We start from the raw sequence: 20,649 nt of genomic DNA on the forward strand, positions 1-20,649 counted from the left end.
ACACTCACTCCTTGTGCATGAGGTACGAAGCCTACCCCAGGTCGCCCGGCGGTGCGTTACGGCCCGGCGATCACGCCAGCCGATGGTCGGCGGCGTACGGCGGTGTGTCGGGGTAGTCAGCACTGGCGAAACGGGCCTGCAGGCCCTGCCACCATGCGGGATCGAACAGGTGGCGGTAGTGTTCACGCACCGCCGCCAGCTCCTGCGCCGGCAGGCCCATGAATGGACCGAAGCGCTCGGGAAAAACGTCACGCGGCCCCACATGGAACCATGGCTCGTCGGCGAGTGCCTCTTCCGGCGTACGCGGCTGAGGCCAGGCGCGGAACACGCAGTCGCTGACCAGGCACAGCTCGTCGTAGTCGTAGAACACGGCGCGACCATGGCGCGACACGCCGAAATTCTTCGGCAGCATGTCGCCGGGGAAGATGTTGTTGCGGGCCATGTCGGTGATCGCCTGCGCGTAGTCCAGCACGGCCGCGCGCACGGCCGGCGCACCCTGCTCGCGCAGGTACAGGTTCAACGGGCGGAAGCGGCGCTGCACGTAGCACAGGGCGATCTCGATCTCGTCGCCCTGCACGCGCACGCTCTGCGCGCACTGCTGCAGCAGCTCGTCCAGCAGCGCCGGGGCGAAGCGCGCGCGCGGGAAGCGCAGGTGGCGGTAGGGCTGGGCATCGAGCAGGCGGCCGACGCGGTCCAGGTTGAACACCAGCGCGTACTTCTCTTCCACCTGCTGGCGCGACATCGCCTTGGGCCACGCGAAGCGGTCGCGGATCAGCTTGAACACCAGCGGGTAGCTGGGCAGGGTGAACACCGCCATGACCATGCCCGGCGTGCCCTCAGCATGCACCAGTTGTTCGTGCGGGTGTTCGTTGAAATGGCGGAAGAAGGTGCGGTAGCGCTCCGTCTTGCCCTGCTTGGCGCGGCCGAGCACGGTGTAGATCTCGTCGATCGGCTTGCCCGGCAGCAGGCTGCGCAGGAACACCACGGCATCGCCGACGGTGGCCAGGTTGGCCTGGAAATAGCTGCGCGAGACACCGAACAGGTGGGCGACATCGCGGCGCCGGGTCAGTACCGCATCGGCGCGCAGGCCGTGCTCGTCGTTGACCAGGGCGATGATGCAGGGCGAGAAACGGTGTTCGCCGAACACGCGGCCGACCAGGTAGGCGCGACGCTCGCGATAGAACACGGTGTCGAGCAGCTCGATGCTGCGCACCGGCGTATCGCCCCAGTGGGCGAGGTCATCCTGCAGGCGGATGGCGATGGCGGCCGCGCAGCGCAGCTGGTGTGCGTAAGGCACGTCGAAGCGGTAATCGGCCAGCACCCGCTGCAGGGCCTCCACCGGGCGCGTGGGCGACACCGCATAGGTGTGGCGGGCCACCGGGTGGGTGATCGCATCGGACGGTTCGATGTCGAAGGCGATGAATTCCAGCGCCGGATCGACCCCGCGGGTGGCGAACAGGCGCCGCGCCAGGGTGTTGTAGAAAGTCTTGTACAGTTCGGCGTCGATCAGCCCCTGCAGCAGCGCGCTGTAGTGCGCGTGCACCTGCAGCCACAGCGCGCGCACGCCAATCGCGTCGCCGGCCATGCGCCGCAGCGCGTCCATCCGTTCGGCGATGCACAGGTCGTACAGGGCGATGCGCTCGACCGCATCCTGCCGTGCAGCCGCCCAGTCGCGCTGCTCGAAGCGCAGCCGCGCCCGCGCGGTGATCGCCGCGAAGCGGCCGTGGTAGTCCTCGAAGCCATCGCGGATGGCCACGGCGATGCGCGGTGCCAGGTCGACGGCGATGTCAGGCTGGGACATGCACGGCTCGGCAGGGAGACGGGCATCCACCATACGCCGGCGTGGGGTAGCTTGTGTAGAGCCGAGCCCATGCTCGGCTGCCTTGGCGCGTCGGTAGAGTCGAGCTTGCTCGACTGCTTCTGGCAGAAGTCGAGCAAGCTCGACTCTACGAAAGGGCGGGAGCACAAGCAGCCGAGCATGGGCTCGGCTCTACAACAGCCGGTGGCTCAGATCGCCAGCTCGGACTCCACGTCCTGCACCTTGCGCCGGGCCAGGGCGAGGTTGCTCTTCGCGCGGTCCAGCACGATGTAGAAGAACAGCCCCTTCTTCTTCGCCACCGGCCGCATGATGTGGTACGCCTTGCCCAGCGAGATGAGGATGTCCTCGATGCTGTCGTTGAGATTGAGCGACGCGGCCGTCTTCATCTTCGCGCGGATCACTTCGGTGTTGCCCGCGGCCGCTACTTCCATGTCCATGCCGGCGCCCGCCTCGCCCAGCAGCATGCCGCTCTCGTAGTCGACCAGCGCCACGGCCTGCGCGCCATCGATGCCCATCAGTGCATTCAGCGATTCAGTCAGTCCAGCCACGTCGTATCCCCTTGTCGGTGTTGGTTCGAGCCCCTCGTTCCCCTGCGGCCGGGCTCACGATCCGCTGAGTTCGGCCAGGATCGCCTGGCCACATTCCCTGCTCTGCCACAGCACCTGGCCGATCACGCTGCGCTGGTCGCAGGCGGCCATCAGCAGCAGCGGTGCGCGGCCTTCGCTCTGGATCGCCAGCATCAGCACCTTGCCGCCCAGTGCTTCCAGCATCAGCGTCTGCAGGTCGCCCAGCGCCAGTTCGCGGCCCACCGCTGCGGCCAAGGCCAGCATCGCGCTGGTCATCGCCGCCAGCCGCTCGCTGCGGCCATCAGCACCGGCGCTGACCAGGGCGAAACCATCGACACTGGCCAGCACCACCGTGCGGACCCCCTCCACGCGCCGCTGCAGGTCCTGCAGCAGCGGCTGCAGGCGCTCGCGCTGGCCGGCGTCGGGCAGCGTCGCCACCTGTCCGTCAGCCATGCAGGGCCACCAGTGCGTGCGCTTCCATTTCACTCATCAGCACATCCATCAGCAGCAGGCCCTGCGCGCGGTCACGCGCATCGATCGGCAGCAGCGGCAACGGCTGGTCGTCCAGGCAGGCGCGGTTGGCCCAGTCGTCCAGCTGTGCGTCGGGAATCTGGTCCAGGTGGGTCACCGCCACCACCAGCGCCAGCGTGCCGGCGAACGGCCGCAGCGCCTGCAGGTAGGCATCGAGTTCGGCGGCGAGGCCGGCGCGGCGCGCGTCCAGCAGCAGCACCGCGCCACGCGCGCCCTGCAGCAGGATCGGCCACAGGAAGTCGAAGCGCTGCTGGCCCGGCGTGCCGTAAAGGCGCAGGCGCTCGCCGTTGGGCAGGTCGATGTCGGCGTAATCCAGGGCGACCGTGGTCGAGGCCTTGTCCGCTCCCGCGCGGTCGCTGTTGGCGACGTCGGTATCGATGACCGCACCGGCCGCGATGCTGCGCACCAGGGTCGACTTGCCGCTGCCCATGCCGCCCAGCACCACCACCTTGTGCTCACGCATCGCGCTCGCTCCCGCGCAGGCTGCGCCAGAGGCGGGCGAGCAGGCCATGGTCGGCGCCGCTGCCGCGCGCGGCCACGGGCACCGGCGCGGCATTCTGCAGCTGCGCGTAGCCGCACAGGTAGGCGGCATGGATGAAGTCGCGCACGGCGGCCGGCGGCAGTTCCAGCAGCATCGCGCACTCGTCCACCGTGCACGCGCGCTTGAGCAGCAGCGAGCACAGGCGGAACCCATCATGGTCGTGGCCGAGCACGCGGAAGTCGGGCCAGCGCAGCAGCTTCACCGCCGCACTGCGCAGGCGCTCGTCCAGCGCCTGCCAGTGGCGGCTGCGCTGCGCCCATTGCCACAGCAGCGGGCGCAGCGGCTGGCGCGCGCGGTTGCCGGCCAGCAGCTGGAACTGCGGCGCCGTCAGTGCGTCCAGGTACAGATGTTCGAAGCCCTGGGCCAGGCGCTCCACCAGCACGGCGGCCGGCTCCTGCAGCAGCACCGCCTGGTCCTGCTCCAGATCCAGCAGCAGCAGCGGCTGACCGCGTTCGCCCAGCAGCGCGTGGCCCTGGCGCAGCGGCAGGCGCTCGCGCAGCAGGCGGGTGATGGCGTGGGCGCCGTCGGCCAGGCGGATGGGTGCGGGTTCGGCGCTGCCCTGCATGCCCCGCAGCGCGCGGCCGATGGCCCCATCGTCGAGGACGTCCTGGCGGCCATGGCCTTCGCGCAGCTGGCCACCGCTGCCCTCGATCCAGCACTGCAGCCGCGGCCGCTGCTCGCGCATGCGCAGCGCGGCGTTGCGCAGCGCGGGCGTATCGCGGACCACCAGCAGGTCGCAGTCGTCGAGGTCCTGGCTGCGGCACACCTGTCCATCGGGCAGGGCCGAGGCCACGCGCAGCCGCTGCAGCAGGGCCTGTTCGCCCTGGAGATCGGTTCCCACCACCAGCACGCGTGCCATCCGTGTTCCCCGGGCGACCGCCTCCCCGGCGGTCTCGCGTCGCCAAGGCTAGGGCATCGCCGCGCGCGTCCGTCGTGATCGACTGCTCAGATCGATGGCGGCTGCAGGCACGTGTTTATGGGTTCTGCGACGGCCATCGCGGGCAAGTTTCATGCCGTTTTGACGGTTCCGGGGATTGGGGTCAGAGCCCTCTGCAGGGCAGAGGGATCCGACCCCGGGGCAGCAAGGGGTCAGATCCCTTCTGCGTGCAGAAGGGCTCTGACCCCTCGCTCCGGACAAAAAGAAACCCGCGCCGAAGCGCGGGTTTCGATTTCACGTCCTGCGGGCGATGGATCAGCCGCGCAGCTGCTCCAGCGCGGTGTTGAAGGTCGCGCTCGGGCGCATGGCCTTGCTGGCCTTGGCCACATCCGGACGGTAGTAGCCACCGATGTCCACGGCCTTGCCCTGCACCGCGGCCAGCTCATCGACGATGGTCTGCTCATTGTCGGTCAGTGCCTTGGCCAGCGGGGCGAAGCGGGCCTTCAGTGCGGCGTCTTCATCCTGCGCGGCCAGGGCCTGGGCCCAGTACAGCGCGATGTAGAAGTGGCTGCCGCGGTTGTCGATGCCACCCAACTTGCGCGACGGCGACTTGTCGTTGTCCAGGAACTGGCCGTTGGCTTCGTCCAGCGCCTTGGCCAGCACGCGGGCGGCAGCGTTGTCGTAGCGGTTGCCCAGGTGCTCCAGCGACGCGGCCAGGGCCAGGAATTCACCCAGCGAATCCCAGCGCAGGTAGTCCTCTTCGACGAACTGCTGCACGTGCTTCGGGGCCGAACCACCGGCACCGGTCTCGAACAGGCCACCACCGGCCATCAGCGGCACGATCGACAGCATCTTGGCGCTGGTGCCCAGCTCCATGATCGGGAACAGGTCGGTCAGGTAGTCGCGCAGCACGTTGCCGGTCACCGAGATGGTGTCCTCACCCTTACGGATGCGGTCCAGCGAGAAGGCGGTCGCTTCCACCGGCGGCAGGATGCGGATGTCCAGGCCGTTGGTGTCGTGGTCCTTCAGATACTGCTCGACCTTGGCGATGACCTGAGCGTCGTGGGCGCGGCCGGCATCCAGCCAGAACACGGCCGGGGTGCTGCTCAGGCGGGCACGTTCGACGGCCAGCTTCACCCAGTCCTGGATCGGCGCGTCCTTGGTCTGGCACATGCGCCAGATGTCACCGGCTTCCACGGCGTGCTCGAACACCACGGTGCCGGCCTCGTCGGTGACCTTGACCACGCCGTCGGCGGTGATCTGGAAGGTCTTGTCGTGCGAGCCGTACTCTTCGGCCTTCTGCGCCATCAGGCCGACGTTCGGCACCGAGCCCATGGTGGCCGGGTTGAAGGCACCGTTGGCCTTGCAGTCGTCGATGACGGCTTGGTACACGCCGGCGTAGCAACGGTCGGGGATGACGGCCTTGGTGTCCTGCAGCTTGCCTTCGGCATTCCACATCTTGCCGGAGTCGCGGATCATCGCCGGCATCGAGGCGTCGACGATGACGTCGCTCGGCACGTGCAGGTTGGTGATGCCCTTGTCCGAGTTGACCATGGCCACGCCCGGACGCTGTGCGTACTCGGCGGCCAGGTCGGCTTCGATCGCGGCGCGGGTGGCTTCCGGCAGCGACGGCAGGCGCGCGGCCAGATCACCGATGCCGTTGTTGGCATCGAAACCGGCCTGCTTCAGCACGTCGGCGTGCTTGGCCAGCACGTCCTTGTAGAACTCGTTGACGGCCACGCCGAACATGATCGGGTCGGAGACCTTCATCATGGTCGCCTTCAGGTGCAGCGAGAACAGCACGCCCTGGGCCTTGGCATCGGCGATCTGCTCACCGATGAAGGCGGCCAGCGCCTTGCGGCTCATCACCGCGGCATCGACGATCTCGCCGGCCTTGACCGCGGTCTTTTCCTTCAGCACGACGGCGCTGCCGTCCTTGCCGTGGAAGGTGATCTTCAGCGAACCGGCGTTGGCCAGGGTGGCCGACTTCTCGCTGCCGTAGAAATCACCGGCGGCCATGTGCGCGACGTGCGACTTCGAATCCGACGCCCAGGCGCCCATGCGATGCGGGTGCTTGCGTGCGTAGTTCTTCACCGACAGCGGTGCACGGCGGTCGGAGTTGCCTTCGCGCAGCACCGGGTTCACCGCGCTGCCCTTGACCTTGTCATAGCGCGCCTTGTAGTCGCGCTGCTGGTCGTCGGCCGGGGTTTCCGGGTAAGCCGGCAGCGGGTAGCCCTGGTCCTGCAGTTCCTTGATGGCCGCCTTCAGCTGCGGCACCGAAGCGGAGATGTTCGGCAGCTTGATGATGTTGGCGTCCGGGGTGGTCGCCAGCTGGCCCAGCTCGGCCAGGTCGTCGCTGACCTTCTGCGCGTCGCTGAGCAGTTCCGGGAACTGCGACAGGATGCGGCCGGACAGCGAGATGTCACGGGTTTCCACCACAATACCGGCGGTGGCGGTGTAGGCGTCGACGATCGGCAGCAGCGACTGGGTAGCCAGGAACGGTGCTTCGTCGGTCAGCGTGTAGAGGATCTTGGACATGGGGGACTTGGACTCTGTAGCAGTTCTCAGGGGAAGGCCGGCGCAGGCGCCGTGCCACGTGCAACCGTGTCACTTTCCCCGCCGCCGTCAGGGTGGGCGCGCGATGGGGAAACCCCTGCATTGTCGCGTTTTCAGCCGCGCGGGGCAAAGCCATGCCATACGCCCGGGTACTGCGGCCGCAGGGTGCAGCGGCCGGTCAGCGGGCCGTTGCTGATGTTTCCTTAACCTGCCAGGGCCTTATAGTCGCAATGATTGGACGAAACAGGATTGTCGTCATGTTCAAACCACGGCTGCCAACGGCCACCACGTTGTTGTTGATCATGCTTGCATCAGGAGGATGCGCGATGTCTGAACCCGCTCATGCGGTTCCCGAAGCGTCTGCAACGCTGCACATTGCCCCGCAGACGCCCACCCCGAAGGTTTTCGAATGCGCCCGGCAGCGTTTGGCGCAACTGGGCGAGGACGATGCCCTGTGGGACCACAAGGTCACCCGCGAAGACGTGCCGGACGGGGTGCTTGAAACCGGCAACTTCCCCGAAGACAACATTTCCGGGTTCCGCCTGCACCTGCAGCACGACGCGGCGGCCGGCAAGGTGGCGCTGCGCCTGCGTGGCGCCGGGGCCTACTACGTCGACCAGGGTGTCCAGGCGGGCCTGAAGACCTTCGAGGAAGGTTTCACCCATTGCCTGGCTGCCCCCTGAGGGCAGCGCTGAACACGAAGCAGGCACGTGGGATGCCTGCATGGACCCCATCAAGGAGATGATGCAATGCCAGACGGATATTCCATTGAAGCCCGATCGCTACGGGTCGCCGGTATCGCCAGCCACGATTTCTGGGTCCTGCGCGACCCGCAGGGCAAAGCCCTGGCCGAACTGCATGGCCTGGCCACCGACCGCGAAACCCAGCGCGCGATTCCGATCGGCACGGACGAGAAGAAGCATTCCCTGCGCGTGTGGCACTTCGCCCACGACAAGGATATCGCCGCCGAACACGGTGCCAAGCCCACGTCGGAAAGCTACATCAAGGAAGGCCAGCAGCATCACACCGCGCTGACCGGCAGCAAGGAAGAAGTGATGGGCCGCTGGAACGCGGCCGTGGCGGCCAAGGACACCTTGAACGAAAAGGACCTGAACTACCCGAACTACGGCTTCAAGGTGTTCGGGGATACGGTCAACAGCAACTCCGCCTACCGCACCCTGGGCGAGATCATGGGGGTGAAGGTGCACGATTTCGGCGGTGTGATCGAGCCGGGCCTGGACAACCGAATGGCCACCCCGGCCGAGATCGAGAAGCTGCAGGATCCGAAGTACCCGCCGTTGACCTCGACCCAGGGCGATCAGCCGCCGGCCCGGGGCAACGCCGACGCTCTGCTGGCCGGTGCACGTGAAGGCGGTGAAAGCCTGGCCACCGCGATGCGTGATGTGCAGGCATCGCCAGAGGGCCAGGCGTTCGCGGCGCGCGCGCAGGAGTCGGCCCAGCAGCAACAGGTTGCCGACAACGCCCGCCAAGCGACGGCGCAGGACGCGCCGGCCCGCGCCTGATGTAAAAAAGACGCAGCCTCGCGGCTGCGTCGATCGTGAGTCCAACCGGGAGAGAGTCGGCGGGACTTACTTGACCTCGAACTCCTGCGGCGTTCCTGCCGCCTTGCCATCAACCATGACCTCTGCGCGGTACTTGCCCGCCGGCCAGCCATTGGCGTTCTTGAACGTGATGTTGGTCGTTTCGGCACCGCTGGCGTTCAGCGTGTCGCTCTGCTCGCCCGCCACCTGGCCATCCTGGAAGGTCAGCTTGGCACCGATGCTCACGTTGCTGGCCGCGCCGTCACTGCGGACCGAGACGATCACATCGTCCTTCGGCGCGAACAGCGCTGCCGGTGCCACCGACTTGTCGGCAGCTGCAGTCTTGCCCACGGTCACCGAAGAAACGTTGACCGCAGCGGCGGCCTCGGCCATCGGCGGCGGCGCGCCGGTCATCGGCGCCGGTGCAGGCTCGGCCGGGGTGGTCGCCGCCGGGGCCGCATTGTTGTCAGTGGACTCTTCTTTCTTCTTGCAACCGACCAAGGCAACGCTGCCCAGCAGGGCGGCGATCAGGGCGGTCTGGAGCGGGCTGGTCTTGATCATTCGGGTGTTCCTCGCAGGGATTGTCGGTCGGCCTGGGTGCGCCAGACGGCGCGGGCCGGCTTACTTCGGCGGCAGCTTCAGGGTCTGGCCCGGAAAGATCTTGTCCGGGTCGTCGAGGACATCGCGGTTGGCCTCGAAGATCTTTTTCCAGGCATTGGCATCGCCCAGGTGCTGCTTGGCGATCTTCGACAGCGAATCGCCCTTCTGCACGGTGTAGGTACCGCCGACGCGCTCGGCCGTGCTGTCCACCGAGGCCGTAACGCCGGAGAAGTCCGCCTTGGGAACCTTCTCGGCGGTACTGTCGACGCTGGCGGTGACGCCGGAGAAATCGGCTTTCTTCTCGGTGCTCATCCACACACTCCCGTCTGCATGACTACGTGGATGGCACGGTGACATGGAGGTTGTTAAATGGGGATGGTGCGGATGTGAAGCCGGGCGGGTGGGCAGCTGAACAATCGGGCCGCTGCGGTTGCCGGCCAGCGGCCGGCACTACCTGTGACCGCCGGAGAACCGTGGTAGCGCCGGGCCGTGCCCGGCGGCTTTGGCTCTGGCCGCTTCGCTCGCCGGGCGTGGCCCGGCGCTACCCGTAACCGCCGGCGAACTCCGGTAGCGCCGGGCCGTGCCCGGCGGCTTTTGGCGCTGGCCGCTTCGCTCGCCGGGCGTGGCCCGGCGCTACCCGTAACCGCCTGCGGCGGTTACTGGCGCAGCTCGCGGAAGGTCGCGGCCGGGCCGGCAATGCCATGGCTGGCACGCCAGGGGTTGATGTCCAGGCCGCCGCGGCGGGTGTAGCGCGCTTCCACTTCCAGCCACTGCGGCTGGCAGCGTGCGGACACCTCGCTGAAGATGCGCTCCACGCACTGCTCGTGGAACTCGGCGTGCTCGCGGTAGCTGACCAGATAACGCAGCAGGCCGGCGTGGTCGATCTTCGGGCCGCGGTAGCGAACGCTGACCGTGGCCCAGTCCGGCTGGCCGGTGACCGGGCAATTGGATTTCAGCAGGGACGAGACCAGGGTCTCCTCCACCACCTGGCCGGCATCGGCGGCGAGGTAGTCCGCCTGCGGCGGGCCGTAGCAGTCGATCTCCACGTCCAGGCTGTCGATCGATTCGCCCAGCGGCGCCTCGACCAGCGGCGGCAGGCCGAACTGCACCTGTACCGGCGCACCCGCGCAGGCCGACAGGTCAGCCACCAGGCGCTCGCGCAGTGCCTCGGCGTTGTCGACGCGGGTGCTGTTGAGGGAATTGAGGTACAGCTTGAACGACTTCGATTCGATCAACCGCGGCGAGGTGCACGGCACCTGCACGGTGGCCACGGCCACCTGCGGCTTGCCGCGCGGGTCGAGCCAGCTCAGTTCGAAGGCGTGCCAGCGGTCGTGGCCGACGAACGGCAGCGCGGCGTCATCGAGGCCGATCTCGGCGCGGGCGCCGATGCGGGGGATGGGAAACAGCAGGCCGGGATCGTACTGCGACGGATAACTGACCTCGCGACCGAGGCTGGAGTCCTGGGGGGTGTTCATGGGGCGCATTGTATCGCGCGGGGGTGGGCCTTCGGCCGGGTCGGCCAACGGCGGAGCCCCTCCGTGGTGGGTGTGGGCGTGCTGGATCTCGGGGTTGGCCGGGAGGGTGGGTTGGCTGGGGGACGCTGCAAGTACGTCCATGTAAGCTCGGTCGCCGCATCCATGCGGCTCACGCCCCCAGCCAACCCACCCTCCCGGCCACGGACAGTTCCCCGCGCCACCACGGGAAAGATCAGGAAAATCAAAAACAAAAGCCGATCCATCAGACGTTCATGACGCCTGCCGTGCCGACCAACGGTCGGCACCCACCAAAGCAGAAGGCCGTTCCGACAGATCGCGGAAGTCTGTCGAAGGCGGGGTGGGTCCGGTTGAGGGGGTGTGAGCCGCATGGATGCGGCGACCAAGCCCCCATGGGTGAGGGCGCTTTGCTTGCGAAGCACTGCTTCGCAAGCGCCCGAACGCACAGCCGCCAGCGGCTGGGCCGGACCCCGGAGGGGGGTTTACGGCGTCCCCCTCAACCGGACCCACCCCGCCATCCCACGGAAAGCCCGCTTCTGCCTTTGACGTTGCCGTGGCTTGAAGCGGGTGCAGGGCTGCAAGCCCTGCCGGTAAACCCTCACCCCGCAGGAGTGCCAGCACCGTTCAAGTAATCCAGGCTCACCTGCATCAACGCCCGGAACCCGACATCCAGCGCCTTCTCATCCAGCAGGAACTTCGGCGAATGATTCGCCGGCGCCGTCGCCGGATCGATGCCCACGCTGGTCGAACCGACGAAGAAGAACATGCCCGGCACTTCCTTCGCGTACAGCGAAAAATCCTCCGCACCCATCTGCAGCGGCGGCTCGTACACATTGTCCTTGCCCACCACCGCCTGCAGGCTCGGCAGCATCTTCGCGGTCAGCGCCGGGTCGTTCACCGTCGCCGGGTTGCCTTCCGACTCGTAGATGTCGGTCACCGCCTTCGCACCGTGCGCGGCCGCGGTGTGCTCGGCCACGTTGCGCAGGTCGGCGAAGATCTGCTGGCGCATGCCCTCGTCGAAAGTGCGGATGGTGCCGACCATCTCCACTTCATCGGGAATGATGTTGTAGCGGATGCCACCGTTGATCGCGCCGAAGGTCACCACCGCCGGCTGCTTGGACAGGTTGGTACGGCGGCTGACGATGGTCTGCGCGGTGCCGATCAGGTCGGCGGTGGCCACGATCGGGTCCACCCCGTTCCACGGCGCCGAGCCATGGGTCTGGCGGCCGATCACCTTGATGCCGAAGCGATCCGACGCCGCCATCAGCGGGCCGCCGCGCACCGCGATCTGGCCCGCCTGCACGCTGGAGAACACATGCAGGCCGAACACCGCTTCCGGCTTGAAGTCGGCAAACAGCCCTTCCTTCAGCATCAGCGCGGCACCGCCCTCTTCCGGCGGCGGCGCGCCTTCTTCGGAGGGCTGGAAGATCAGCATCACCTGGCCCGGCAGGTCCTTCTTCATCGCCACCAGCGCCTGCGCCACGCCCAGCAAGGTGGCGGTGTGCGCATCGTGGCCGCAGGCATGCATCACGCCCACGGTCTGCCCGCGGTACTGCGCGGTGGCCTTGGAGGCGAACGGCAGGCCGGTCTGTTCGGTCACCGGCAACGCATCCATGTCCGCGCGCAGGGCGATCTTCGGGCCGGGCTTGCCGCCTTCGATGATCGCCACCACGCCGTGGTGGGCGATGCCGGTCTTCGGCTTCAGGCCCATCGCGCGCAGGCGCTTGGCGACTTCGGCCGAGGTGCGCTCCTCGCGGTTGGACAGCTCCGGATGCGCGTGGAAGTCACGCCGCCACTCCACCACCTGAGCCTGCAGGCGCTGCGCGGCGGCTGTCACCTCCGGGCGCTCGGCCTGCTGGGCGTGGGCAAGGGCCGGCAGGGCCAGCAGCAGGGCGGACAGCAGCAGGGAACGGCGCATCGGGGGTCTCCACGGAAGGGGTCTGCACCTGAATGTAGGCCAACACCGCCCCCCACGGGAACCTCCTTCGCCGCGCCCGGTCTTAGCGCCCGTCCCATACGTCATGCAGGAAACGTAGCGGGCCGCAGGTATGCTTTGCGCATTGCCACCCGGGGTCCGCCCCGTCCAGCCCTCTTGGAGTCCTTGAATGTCACGTGTTTGGAAGATCGTGCTGCTGGTCGTGGCAGTGCTGGTGCTGGCGGTGGTGGGCGTACGCGTCCTCGGTGGCGGCAAGGACAAGGCCGGTGGCCAGGCCGCAGGCGCGCGCCAGGGCGGCGAGGATCCCGATGCCGGCCCGGTGCCGGTGACCGTGGTCGATGCGACGCGCCAGGACGTGCCGGTGTATGCCAGCGCGCTGGGCACGGTCACCGCGATGAACACCGTCACGGTCAGCCCGCAGGTCGGCGGCCAGCTGATGAGCATCAATTTCCGCGAGGGCCAGGAAGTGAAGCAGGGTGACCTGCTGGCACAGATCGACCCGCGCAGCGCCCAGGCCAGCTACGACCAGGCCGTGGCCGCCAAGCGCCAGAACGAAGCGCTGCTGGCCACCGCGCGTTCCAACTACCAGCGCTCCAACGCGCCGGAGTACCGCCAGTTCGTCGCCAAGACCGATCTGGATACACAGCGAAATCAAGTGGCACAGTACGAAAGCGCAGTGGCCGCCAACGAAGCCAGCGCGCGTGCCGCGCAGGTGCAGCTGCAGTACACCCGCATCACCGCGCCGATCTCGGGCATCGCCGGCATCCGCGCGGTCGACGCCGGCAACGTGGTCAGCGCCGGTACCGCGCTGGTCACCCTCACCCAGATCCACCCGATCCACGTGCTGTTCAACCTGCCCGAGCGCCAGCTCGGCGACGTGCGCCAGGCGCAGAACGCCGGCGCCGTGCCGGTGGCCGCGCTGGACCGCGCCGATTCGCACGTGCTGTCCGGTGACGGCAAGCTGGACGTGGTCGACAACCTGATCAGCGCCGATAGCGGCACCTTCAAGGCCCGCGCGATCTTCGACAACACCGACAACGGCCTGTGGCCGGGCCAGTTCGTCAACGTGCGCATGCAGCTGCGCACGATCGGCGGCGGCGTGGTCATCCCCACCCAGGCGGTGCTGCGCGGCCCGGACGGCGAGTACGTCTATGTCGTGCAGGGCGACAACACGGTGAAGATGCAGACCGTGCGCAGCGGCGTGGAAGTGGGCGACAGCCAGGTGCAGATCGCCGAAGGCCTGAAGGGCGGCGAGCGCGTGGTCAGCGAAGGCCAGTTCCGCCTGAAGCCGGGCAGCAAGGTGACCGCGCTGAAGCCGGGCGAGACCCCGGCCGCGCCGACCGAGGCCGAACTGAAGGCCGCCGAACAGAAGAGTGGCGGCGGTGGCCGTCGTGGTGGCGGCCCGCGCTGAGCGCAGGCCACCCTTTCCTTTCGCGCCGGCCTCGCAGCCGGCGCTGCCATTGAAGCGCCAGCAAGGATCAGTCCGTGGGCTTTTCGACGATCTTCATCCGCCGTCCCATCGCTACCTCGCTGTTGATGGCGGGTCTGTTGCTGCTGGGCATCCTCGGTTACCGCAAGCTGCCGGTGTCGGCGCTGCCGGAAATCGATGCGCCCAGCCTGGTGGTCACCACCCAGTACCCGGGTGCCAACGCGACCACCATGGCTTCGCTGGTGACCACGCCGCTGGAGCGCCAGTTCGGGCAGATCTCCGGGCTGGAACTGATGACCTCCGATTCCTCGGCGGGGTTGTCGACGATCATCCTGCAGTTCTCGATGGACCGCGACATCGACATCGCCGCGCAGGACGTGCAGGCGGCGATCCGCCAGGCCACCCTGCCCTCCTCGCTGCCGTACCAGCCGGTCTACAACCGGGTGAACCCGGCCGACGCGGCCATCGTCACCCTGAAGCTGACCTCGGACACGCGCCCGCTGCGTGACGTCAACAACTACGCCGACTCGATCCTCGCCCAGCGCCTGTCGCAGGTGCAGGGCGTGGGCCTGGTTTCGATCGCCGGCAACGTGCGCCCGGCCGTGCGCATCCAGGTCAACCCGGCGCAGCTGTCGAACATGGGCCTGACCATGGAGGAGCTGCGCAGCGCGCTCACCCAGGCCAACGTCAATGCGCCCAAGGGTTCGTTGAACGGCAAGACCCAGTCCTACAGCATCGGCACCAACGACCAGCTGGCCAGCGCCGCCGAATACCGCGACACCATCATCAGCTACAAGAACGGCCGCCCGGTGCGGTTGTCCGACGTGGCCGACGTGGTCGATGGCGTGGAGAACGACCAGCTGGCCGCCTGGGCCAACGGCAAGCCGGCCGTGCTGCTGGAAGTGCGCCGCCAGCCGGGCGCCAACATCGTGCAGACCGTCGAGCGCATCCGCGCGATCCTGCCGCAGCTGCAGGGCGTGCTGCCGGCCGACGTGCATCTGGAAGTCTTCAACGACCGTACCGAGACCATCCGCGCCTCGGTGCATGAAGTGCAGTTCACCCTGATCCTCACCATCGGCCTGGTGGTGGCGGTCATCTTCGTGTTCCTGCGGCGTTTCTGGGCCACCATCATTCCGTCGGTGGCGGTGCCGCTGTCACTGGCCGGCACCTTCGCGGTGATGGCCTTCGCCGGCATGTCGCTGGACAACCTTTCGCTGATGGCGCTGGTGGTGGCCACCGGCTTCGTGGTCGACGATGCGATCGTGATGATCGAGAACATCGTCCGCTACATCGAGCAGGGCAAGAGTGGCAAGGAAGCGGCCGAGATCGGTGCGCGCCAGATCGGCTTCACCGTGCTGTCGCTGACCGTGTCGCTGGTGGCGGTGTTCCTGCCGCTGCTGCTGATGCCCGGCGTCACCGGCCGCCTGTTCCATGAGTTCGCCTGGGTGCTGAGCATCGCGGTCGTGCTGTCGATGCTGATCTCGCTGACGCTGACCCCGATGATGTGCGCCTACCTGCTCAAGCCCGACGCCCTGCCCGAGGGCGAGGACGCGCATGAGCGGGCAGCGGCGGCAGGCAAGCAGAACCTGTGGACGCGCACCGTGGGCCTGTACGAGCACAGCCTGGACTGGGTGCTGGGCCACCAGCGCCTGACCCTGGCCGTGGCCGGCGGCGCTCTGGTGCTGACCGTGCTGCTGTACGTGCTGATTCCCAAGGGCCTGCTGCCCGAACAGGACACCGGCCTGATCACCGGCGTGGTCCAGGCCGACCAGAACATCGCCTTCCCGCAGATGGAGCAGCGCACCAAGCAGGTGGCCGAAGCCCTGCGCCAGGACCCGGACGTGACCGGTGTGTCGGCCTTCATCGGCGCCGGCAGCATGAACCCCACGCTCAACCAGGGCCAGCTGTCGATCGTGCTGAAGGAACGTGGCGAGCGTGACGGCCTGGATGAGATCCTGCCGCGCCTGCAGAAGGCCGTGGCCGGCATTCCCGGCGTGGCCCTGTACCTGAAGCCGGTGCAGGACGTGACCCTGGATACCCGCGTGGCCGCCACCGAGTACCAGTACTCGCTGTCCGACGTGGATTCGGCCACCGTGGCCACCCAGGCCACGCGCCTGACCGAGGCGCTGCGCAAGCGCCCGGAACTGGCCGACGTCGACAACAACCTGTCCAACCAGGGCCGCGCCCTGGAACTGAACATCGACCGCGACAAGGCCAGCGTGCTGGGCGTGCCGATGCAGACCATCGATGACACGCTCTACGATGCGTTCGGCCAGCGCCAGATCTCGACCATCTTCACCGAGCTCAACCAGTACCGCGTCGTGCTGGAAGTCGCACCGGAGTTCCGCACCAGCACCGCGCTGATGGAACAGCTGGCCGTGGCCTCCAACGGTGCCGGCGCACTGACCGGCACCAACGCCACCAGCTTCGGCCAGGTCACCTCGTCCAACTCGTCCACCGCCACCGGCATCGGCGCGCAGAACACCGGCATCACCGTCGGTGCGGGCAACATCATCCCGCTGTCGGCGCTGGCCGACAGCAAGGTCACCAGCGCGCCGCTGGTGGTCAGCCACCAGCAGCAGCTGCCGGCGGTGACGGTGTCCTTCAACATCGCCCCGGGCTACTCGCTGTCCGATGCGGTCAAGGCCATCGAAGAGACCAAGGACAGCCTGGACATGCCGGCCCACCTGCATGCCGAGTTCATCGGCAAGGCGGCCGAGTTCACCGGCAGCCAGACCGACGTGGTGTGGCTGCTGCTCGCTTCGCTGGTGGTCATCTACATCGTGCTGGGCGTGCTGTACGAGAGCTACATCCACCCGATCACGATCATCTCGACCCTGCCGCCGGCCGGCGTCGGCGCGCTGCTGGCGCTGATGGTGTGCGGCCTGAGCCTGTCGGTGGACGGCATCGTCGGCATCGTGCTGCTCATCGGCATCGTCAAGAAGAACGGCATCATGATGGTGGACTTCGCCATCGAGGCGCGCCGTGCCGGTGCCAACGCGCATGAAGCGATCCGCCGCGCCTGCCTGCTGCGCTTCCGCCCGATCATGATGACCACCGCCGCGGCCATGCTCGGCGCGCTGCCGCTGGCACTGGGCACCGGCATCGGTTCGGAGCTGCGACGTCCGCTGGGCATCGCCATCGTCGGCGGCCTGCTGCTCTCGCAGCTGGTCACGCTGTACACCACGCCGGTGATCTACCTGTACATGGAGCGCTTCTCGGAGTGGATGGCACGCCGCCGCGAGCAGCGCGCCCTGCGCGACGGCACGCTGCAGGAGCCGCAGGCATGATCCACGCCCCGCTGCTGCGGGGGGCCGCACGATGAACCTGTCCGGCCCCTTCATCCGCCGCCCGATCGGCACCGCGCTGCTGGCCGTCGGCCTGTTCATGATCGGCGTGATCTGCTATCTGCGGCTGGGCGTGTCGGCACTGCCGAACATCGAGATCCCGGTGATCTTCGTGCATGCCAACCAGGCCGGCGCGGATGCGGCGACCATGGCGTCCACGGTGACCGCGCCGCTGGAGCGCCATCTCGGCCAGCTGCCGGGCATCGACCGCATGCGCTCGTCGAGCTCGGAAGGCAGCTCGCTGGTGTTCATGATCTTCCAGTCCGACCGCAACATCGATTCGGCCGCGCTGGACGTGCAGACCGCGATCAATTCGGCACAGGCCGACCTGCCCTCGGGGCTGGGTTCGCCGATGTACCAGAAGGCGAACCCGAACGACGACCCGGTCATCGCCATCGCCCTGACCTCGCAGACGCAGTCGGCCGACGAGCTGTACAACGTCGCCGATTCGCTGCTGGCCCAGCGCATCCGCCAGATCAGCGGCGTGGCCTCGGTGGACATCGCCGGTGCGTCGACGCCGGCCGTGCGCGTGGACGTCAACCTGCGCCTGATGAACGCCCTCGGCCTGACCGCCGATGACCTGCGCAACGCCGTGCGTGCGGCCAACGTGACCTCGCCCACCGGCTTCCTCAGCGACGGCAATTCCACCACGGCGATCATCGCCAACGATTCGGTGGCCCGTGCCGCCGATTTCGCCGAACTGGTGGTCAAGACCCAGGGCGATGGCCGGGTGATCCGCCTGAAGGACATCGCCAACGTCTACGACGGCCAGCAGGATGCCTACCAGGCCGCGTGGTTCAACCACAAACCGGCCGTGGTGATGTACGTGTTCACCCGCGCCGGCGCCAACATCGTCGAAACCGTGGACCGGGTGAAGGCGCAGATTCCCGGCCTGCGCGACTACCTGCAGCCCGGCACCACGATGACGCCGTACTTCGACCGTACGCCGACCATCCGCTCGTCGCTGCATGAAGTGCAGATCACCCTGCTGATCAGCCTGGCGATGGTGGTGCTGACCATGGCGCTGTTCCTGCGCCGGCTGGCACCTACCCTGATCGCCGCCGTGACCGTGCCACTGTCGCTGGCCGGCGCCGCGCTGGTGATGTACGCGCTGGGCTTCACCCTCAACAACCTGAGCCTGCTGGCGCTGGTGATCGCGATCGGCTTCGTGGTGGACGATGCGATCGTGGTGATCGAGAACATCATGCGCCACCTCGACGAAGGCATGCCGCGCATGCAGGCGGCCTTCACCGGTGCGCGCGAGATCGGCTTCACCATCGTCTCGATCACCGCCTCGCTGGTGGCGGTATTCATCCCGCTGCTGTTCGCCAGCGGCATGATGGGCGCGTTCTTCCGCGAGTTCACCGTCACCCTGGTGGCGGCCATCGTGGTCTCGATGATCGTCTCGCTGACGCTGACCCCGGCGCTGTGCAGCCGCTTCCTCAGCGCGCACGACCACACCGCCGCACCGTCGCGCTTCGGCCGCTGGCTCGATGCCGGGCATGACCGCATGCTGCGCATCTACACGGTGTTCCTGGACTTCTCGCTGCGCCATGCGCTGCTGCTCTCGCTCACCCCGCTGATCCTGATCGGCGTCACCATCTTCCTGTTCGGTGCGGTGAAGAAGGGCGCGTTCCCGCCGCAGGATACCGGCCTGATCTGGGGCCGCGCCAACTCCAGCGCCACGGTGTCCTTCGAGGACATGGTGGCCCGCCAGCGCCGCATCACCGACATGCTGATGGCCGACCCGGCGGTGAAGACCGTGGGCGTGCGCCTGGGCAGCGGCCGCCAGGGCTCCAGCGCGCAGTTCAACGTCGAGCTGAAATCGCGCAAGGACGGCCGCCGCGAGACCACCGCGCATGCGCTGGCCCGCCTGAGTGCCAAGGCCGACCGCTACCCCGACCTGCAGCTGCGCCTGCGCGCGATCCAGGACCTGCCCAGCAACGACGGCGGCGGCAACAGCCAGGGCGCGCAGTACCGCATCTCGCTGCAGGGCAACGACCTGGCCGCGCTGCAGGAGTGGCTGCCCAAGCTGCAGGCGGCGCTGAAGAAGAACCCGAAGCTGCGTGACGTCGGCACCGACGTCGACAACGCCGGGCTGCGCCAGAACATCGAGATCGACCGCGCCAAGGCCGCGCGCCTGGGCATCAGCGTGGGTGCCATCGATGGTGCGCTGTACGGTGCCTTCGGCCAGCGCCAGATCTCCACGATCTACTCGGACATCAACCAGTACAGCGTGGTGGTCAACGCGCTGCCGTCGCAGACCGCCACGCCGGCGGCGCTGGACGAGGTGTACGTGAAGGCACGCAGCGGCGAAATGGTGCCGATCACCGCGGTGGCCCGCCAGGCCCCGGGGCTGGCGCCGTCGCAGATCACCCATGAAAACCAGTACACGACGATGGACCTGAGCTACAACCTCGCACCCGGCGTCAGCGCCGGCGAGGCCAAGGCCATCATCGATTCAACGGTGGCGGGCATGCGCATGCCGGGCGACATCCGCCTGGCCGACGATGCGGGCTTCGGCTTCAGTTCCGACCCCAGCGACATGCTGATCCTGGTGATGGCGGCGATCCTGACCGTGTACCTGGTGCTGGGCATGCTGTACGAAAGCCTGATCCACCCGGTGACGATCCTGTCGACCCTGCCGGCGGCCGGCGTGGGCGCACTGCTGGCGCTGTTCGGCACCAACACCGAACTGTCGGTCATCTCGATGATCGCGCTGGTGCTGCTGATCGGCATCGTCAAGAAGAACGCGATCATGATGATCGACTTCGCCCTGGTGGCGCAGCGCGAGCACGGCCTGGCGCCGCGCGAGGCGGCACGCGAGGCCAGCATCGTGCGCTTCCGCCCGATCATGATGACCACCATGGTGGCGATCCTGGCGGCGGTGCCGCTGGCGATCGGCCTCGGCGAGGGCTCGGAGCTGCGCCGTCCGCTGGGTATCGCGATGATCGGCGGCCTGCTGTTCTCGCAGAGCCTGACCCTGCTGAGCACCCCGGCGCTGTACGTGATCTTCTCGTGCCTGGCAGAACGCTGGCGGGCACGCCGCGCGCGCAGGCGCGAAGCAAAGCTGCTGAAGCGCGCGCAGCGCGCGTGACGGGAGGTGCCGGCCAGCGGCCGGCACTACCGGTTCTGGTGGGTGCGGACCGTTGGTCCGCACGCCTCATGCCCCTGGTGGGTGCGGACCGTTGGTCCGCACGCCTCATGCCCCTGGTGGGTGCGGACCGTTGGTCCGCACGCCATTTGACGGGCCGTAACGAAAAGAGAACAATTCTCATCCAGCTACGGTCCTGCGCCGCCTCCCCCAGCGACGCCCCGCTGCCGCTTGCCGGCACGCCTGCGTGATCCCAGCCATCGACCCCTTCCCTTCCGCCACCGCGGACGGTCGTGTGCTGTCCGCGAAGGATCCCCCA

General features: G+C 67.9%; 16 protein-coding genes. 5 read left to right on the top strand and 11 right to left on the bottom strand.

Annotated elements, in window-relative coordinates; translation table 11 throughout:
• Nucleotides 1–70: 70 nt before the first annotated feature.
• The 7 genes from aceK to C1925_RS21490 form a co-directional block, all read right to left on the bottom strand.
• Entirely contained in the window at nt 71–1,801 is a 1,731-nt protein-coding gene (aceK, locus tag C1925_RS18755; RefSeq protein ID WP_108770214.1) for a bifunctional isocitrate dehydrogenase kinase/phosphatase, read from the bottom strand.
• A gap of 206 nt (nt 1,802–2,007) precedes the next feature.
• Entirely contained in the window at nt 2,008–2,367 is a 360-nt protein-coding gene (locus C1925_RS18760; RefSeq protein ID WP_108770215.1) for a hypothetical protein, read from the bottom strand.
• A 54-nt stretch (nt 2,368–2,421) separates the two neighbouring features.
• Nucleotides 2,422–2,838, bottom strand: coding sequence for a roadblock/LC7 domain-containing protein (locus tag C1925_RS18765; protein ID WP_108770216.1), 417 nt, complete (start codon nt 2,836–2,838; stop codon nt 2,422–2,424).
• Nucleotides 2,831–3,379, bottom strand: a complete 549-nt coding sequence (locus C1925_RS18770) for an ATP/GTP-binding protein (RefSeq protein ID WP_108770217.1) — start codon at nt 3,377–3,379, stop codon at nt 2,831–2,833. The genes C1925_RS18765 and C1925_RS18770 overlap by 8 nt, the downstream gene beginning before the upstream one ends.
• Nucleotides 3,372–4,316 (bottom strand): hypothetical protein, encoded by a 945-nt coding sequence (locus C1925_RS18775; protein WP_108770218.1) that lies wholly within the window; start codon nt 4,314–4,316, stop codon nt 3,372–3,374. The genes C1925_RS18770 and C1925_RS18775 overlap by 8 nt, the downstream gene beginning before the upstream one ends.
• 333 nt (nt 4,317–4,649) lie before the next feature.
• A complete protein-coding gene (locus tag C1925_RS18780; RefSeq protein ID WP_108770219.1) occupies nt 4,650–6,872 on the bottom strand; it encodes an NADP-dependent isocitrate dehydrogenase in 2,223 nt (740 codons plus the stop codon).
• Between the two features lie 196 nt (nt 6,873–7,068).
• Nucleotides 7,069–7,194 carry a hypothetical protein gene (locus C1925_RS21490; protein ID WP_267912602.1) on the bottom strand — a complete coding sequence of 42 codons (126 nt, stop codon included), beginning with the start codon at nt 7,192–7,194 and terminating at the stop codon, nt 7,069–7,071.
• 22 nt (nt 7,195–7,216) lie between these two features.
• Between C1925_RS21490 and C1925_RS21060 the strand changes: the two genes are divergently transcribed.
• Together C1925_RS21060 and C1925_RS18790 are read left to right on the top strand one after the other, a co-directional pair.
• A complete protein-coding gene (locus C1925_RS21060) occupies nt 7,217–7,573 on the top strand; it encodes a hypothetical protein (protein ID WP_159097571.1) in 357 nt (118 codons plus the stop codon).
• Between the two features lie 66 nt (nt 7,574–7,639).
• Nucleotides 7,640–8,413 carry a hypothetical protein gene (locus C1925_RS18790; protein ID WP_200753009.1) on the top strand — a complete coding sequence of 258 codons (774 nt, stop codon included), beginning with the start codon at nt 7,640–7,642 and terminating at the stop codon, nt 8,411–8,413.
• Between the two features lie 66 nt (nt 8,414–8,479).
• Here C1925_RS18790 and C1925_RS18795 read toward each other — a convergent pair whose 3' ends face one another.
• The 4 genes from C1925_RS18795 to C1925_RS18810 form a co-directional block, all read right to left on the bottom strand.
• Nucleotides 8,480–8,992 carry a hypothetical protein gene (locus tag C1925_RS18795; RefSeq protein WP_108770220.1) on the bottom strand — a complete coding sequence of 171 codons (513 nt, stop codon included), beginning with the start codon at nt 8,990–8,992 and terminating at the stop codon, nt 8,480–8,482.
• A gap of 60 nt (nt 8,993–9,052) precedes the next feature.
• Nucleotides 9,053–9,343, bottom strand: a complete 291-nt coding sequence (locus C1925_RS18800; protein ID WP_108770221.1) for a LysM peptidoglycan-binding domain-containing protein — start codon at nt 9,341–9,343, stop codon at nt 9,053–9,055.
• A 344-nt stretch (nt 9,344–9,687) separates the two neighbouring features.
• Entirely contained in the window at nt 9,688–10,506 is an 819-nt protein-coding gene (queF, locus tag C1925_RS18805) for an NADPH-dependent 7-cyano-7-deazaguanine reductase QueF (RefSeq protein ID WP_108770222.1), read from the bottom strand.
• A 616-nt stretch (nt 10,507–11,122) separates the two neighbouring features.
• The gene (locus C1925_RS18810; RefSeq protein WP_108770223.1) at nt 11,123–12,442 is read right to left on the bottom strand and encodes a M20 family metallopeptidase; all 1,320 of its coding nucleotides are present in this window, start codon (nt 12,440–12,442) and stop codon (nt 11,123–11,125) included.
• A 187-nt stretch (nt 12,443–12,629) separates the two neighbouring features.
• Between C1925_RS18810 and C1925_RS18815 the strand changes: the two genes are divergently transcribed.
• The 3 genes from C1925_RS18815 (at nt 12,630) to C1925_RS18825 (ending at nt 20,333) form a co-directional block, all read left to right on the top strand.
• Nucleotides 12,630–13,871 (top strand): efflux RND transporter periplasmic adaptor subunit, encoded by a 1,242-nt coding sequence (locus tag C1925_RS18815; protein ID WP_108770224.1) that lies wholly within the window; start codon nt 12,630–12,632, stop codon nt 13,869–13,871.
• 74 nt (nt 13,872–13,945) lie between these two features.
• Nucleotides 13,946–17,179 (top strand): efflux RND transporter permease subunit, encoded by a 3,234-nt coding sequence (locus tag C1925_RS18820; protein ID WP_108770225.1) that lies wholly within the window; start codon nt 13,946–13,948, stop codon nt 17,177–17,179.
• A 31-nt stretch (nt 17,180–17,210) separates the two neighbouring features.
• Nucleotides 17,211–20,333, top strand: coding sequence for an efflux RND transporter permease subunit (locus tag C1925_RS18825; protein WP_108770226.1), 3,123 nt, complete (start codon nt 17,211–17,213; stop codon nt 20,331–20,333).
• The last annotated feature ends 316 nt before the right edge of the window (nt 20,334–20,649 follow it).

Origin of the sequence: Stenotrophomonas sp. SAU14A_NAIMI4_5, from assembly GCF_003086795.1 — a bacterium.
Classification (GTDB): domain Bacteria; phylum Pseudomonadota; class Gammaproteobacteria; order Xanthomonadales; family Xanthomonadaceae; genus Stenotrophomonas.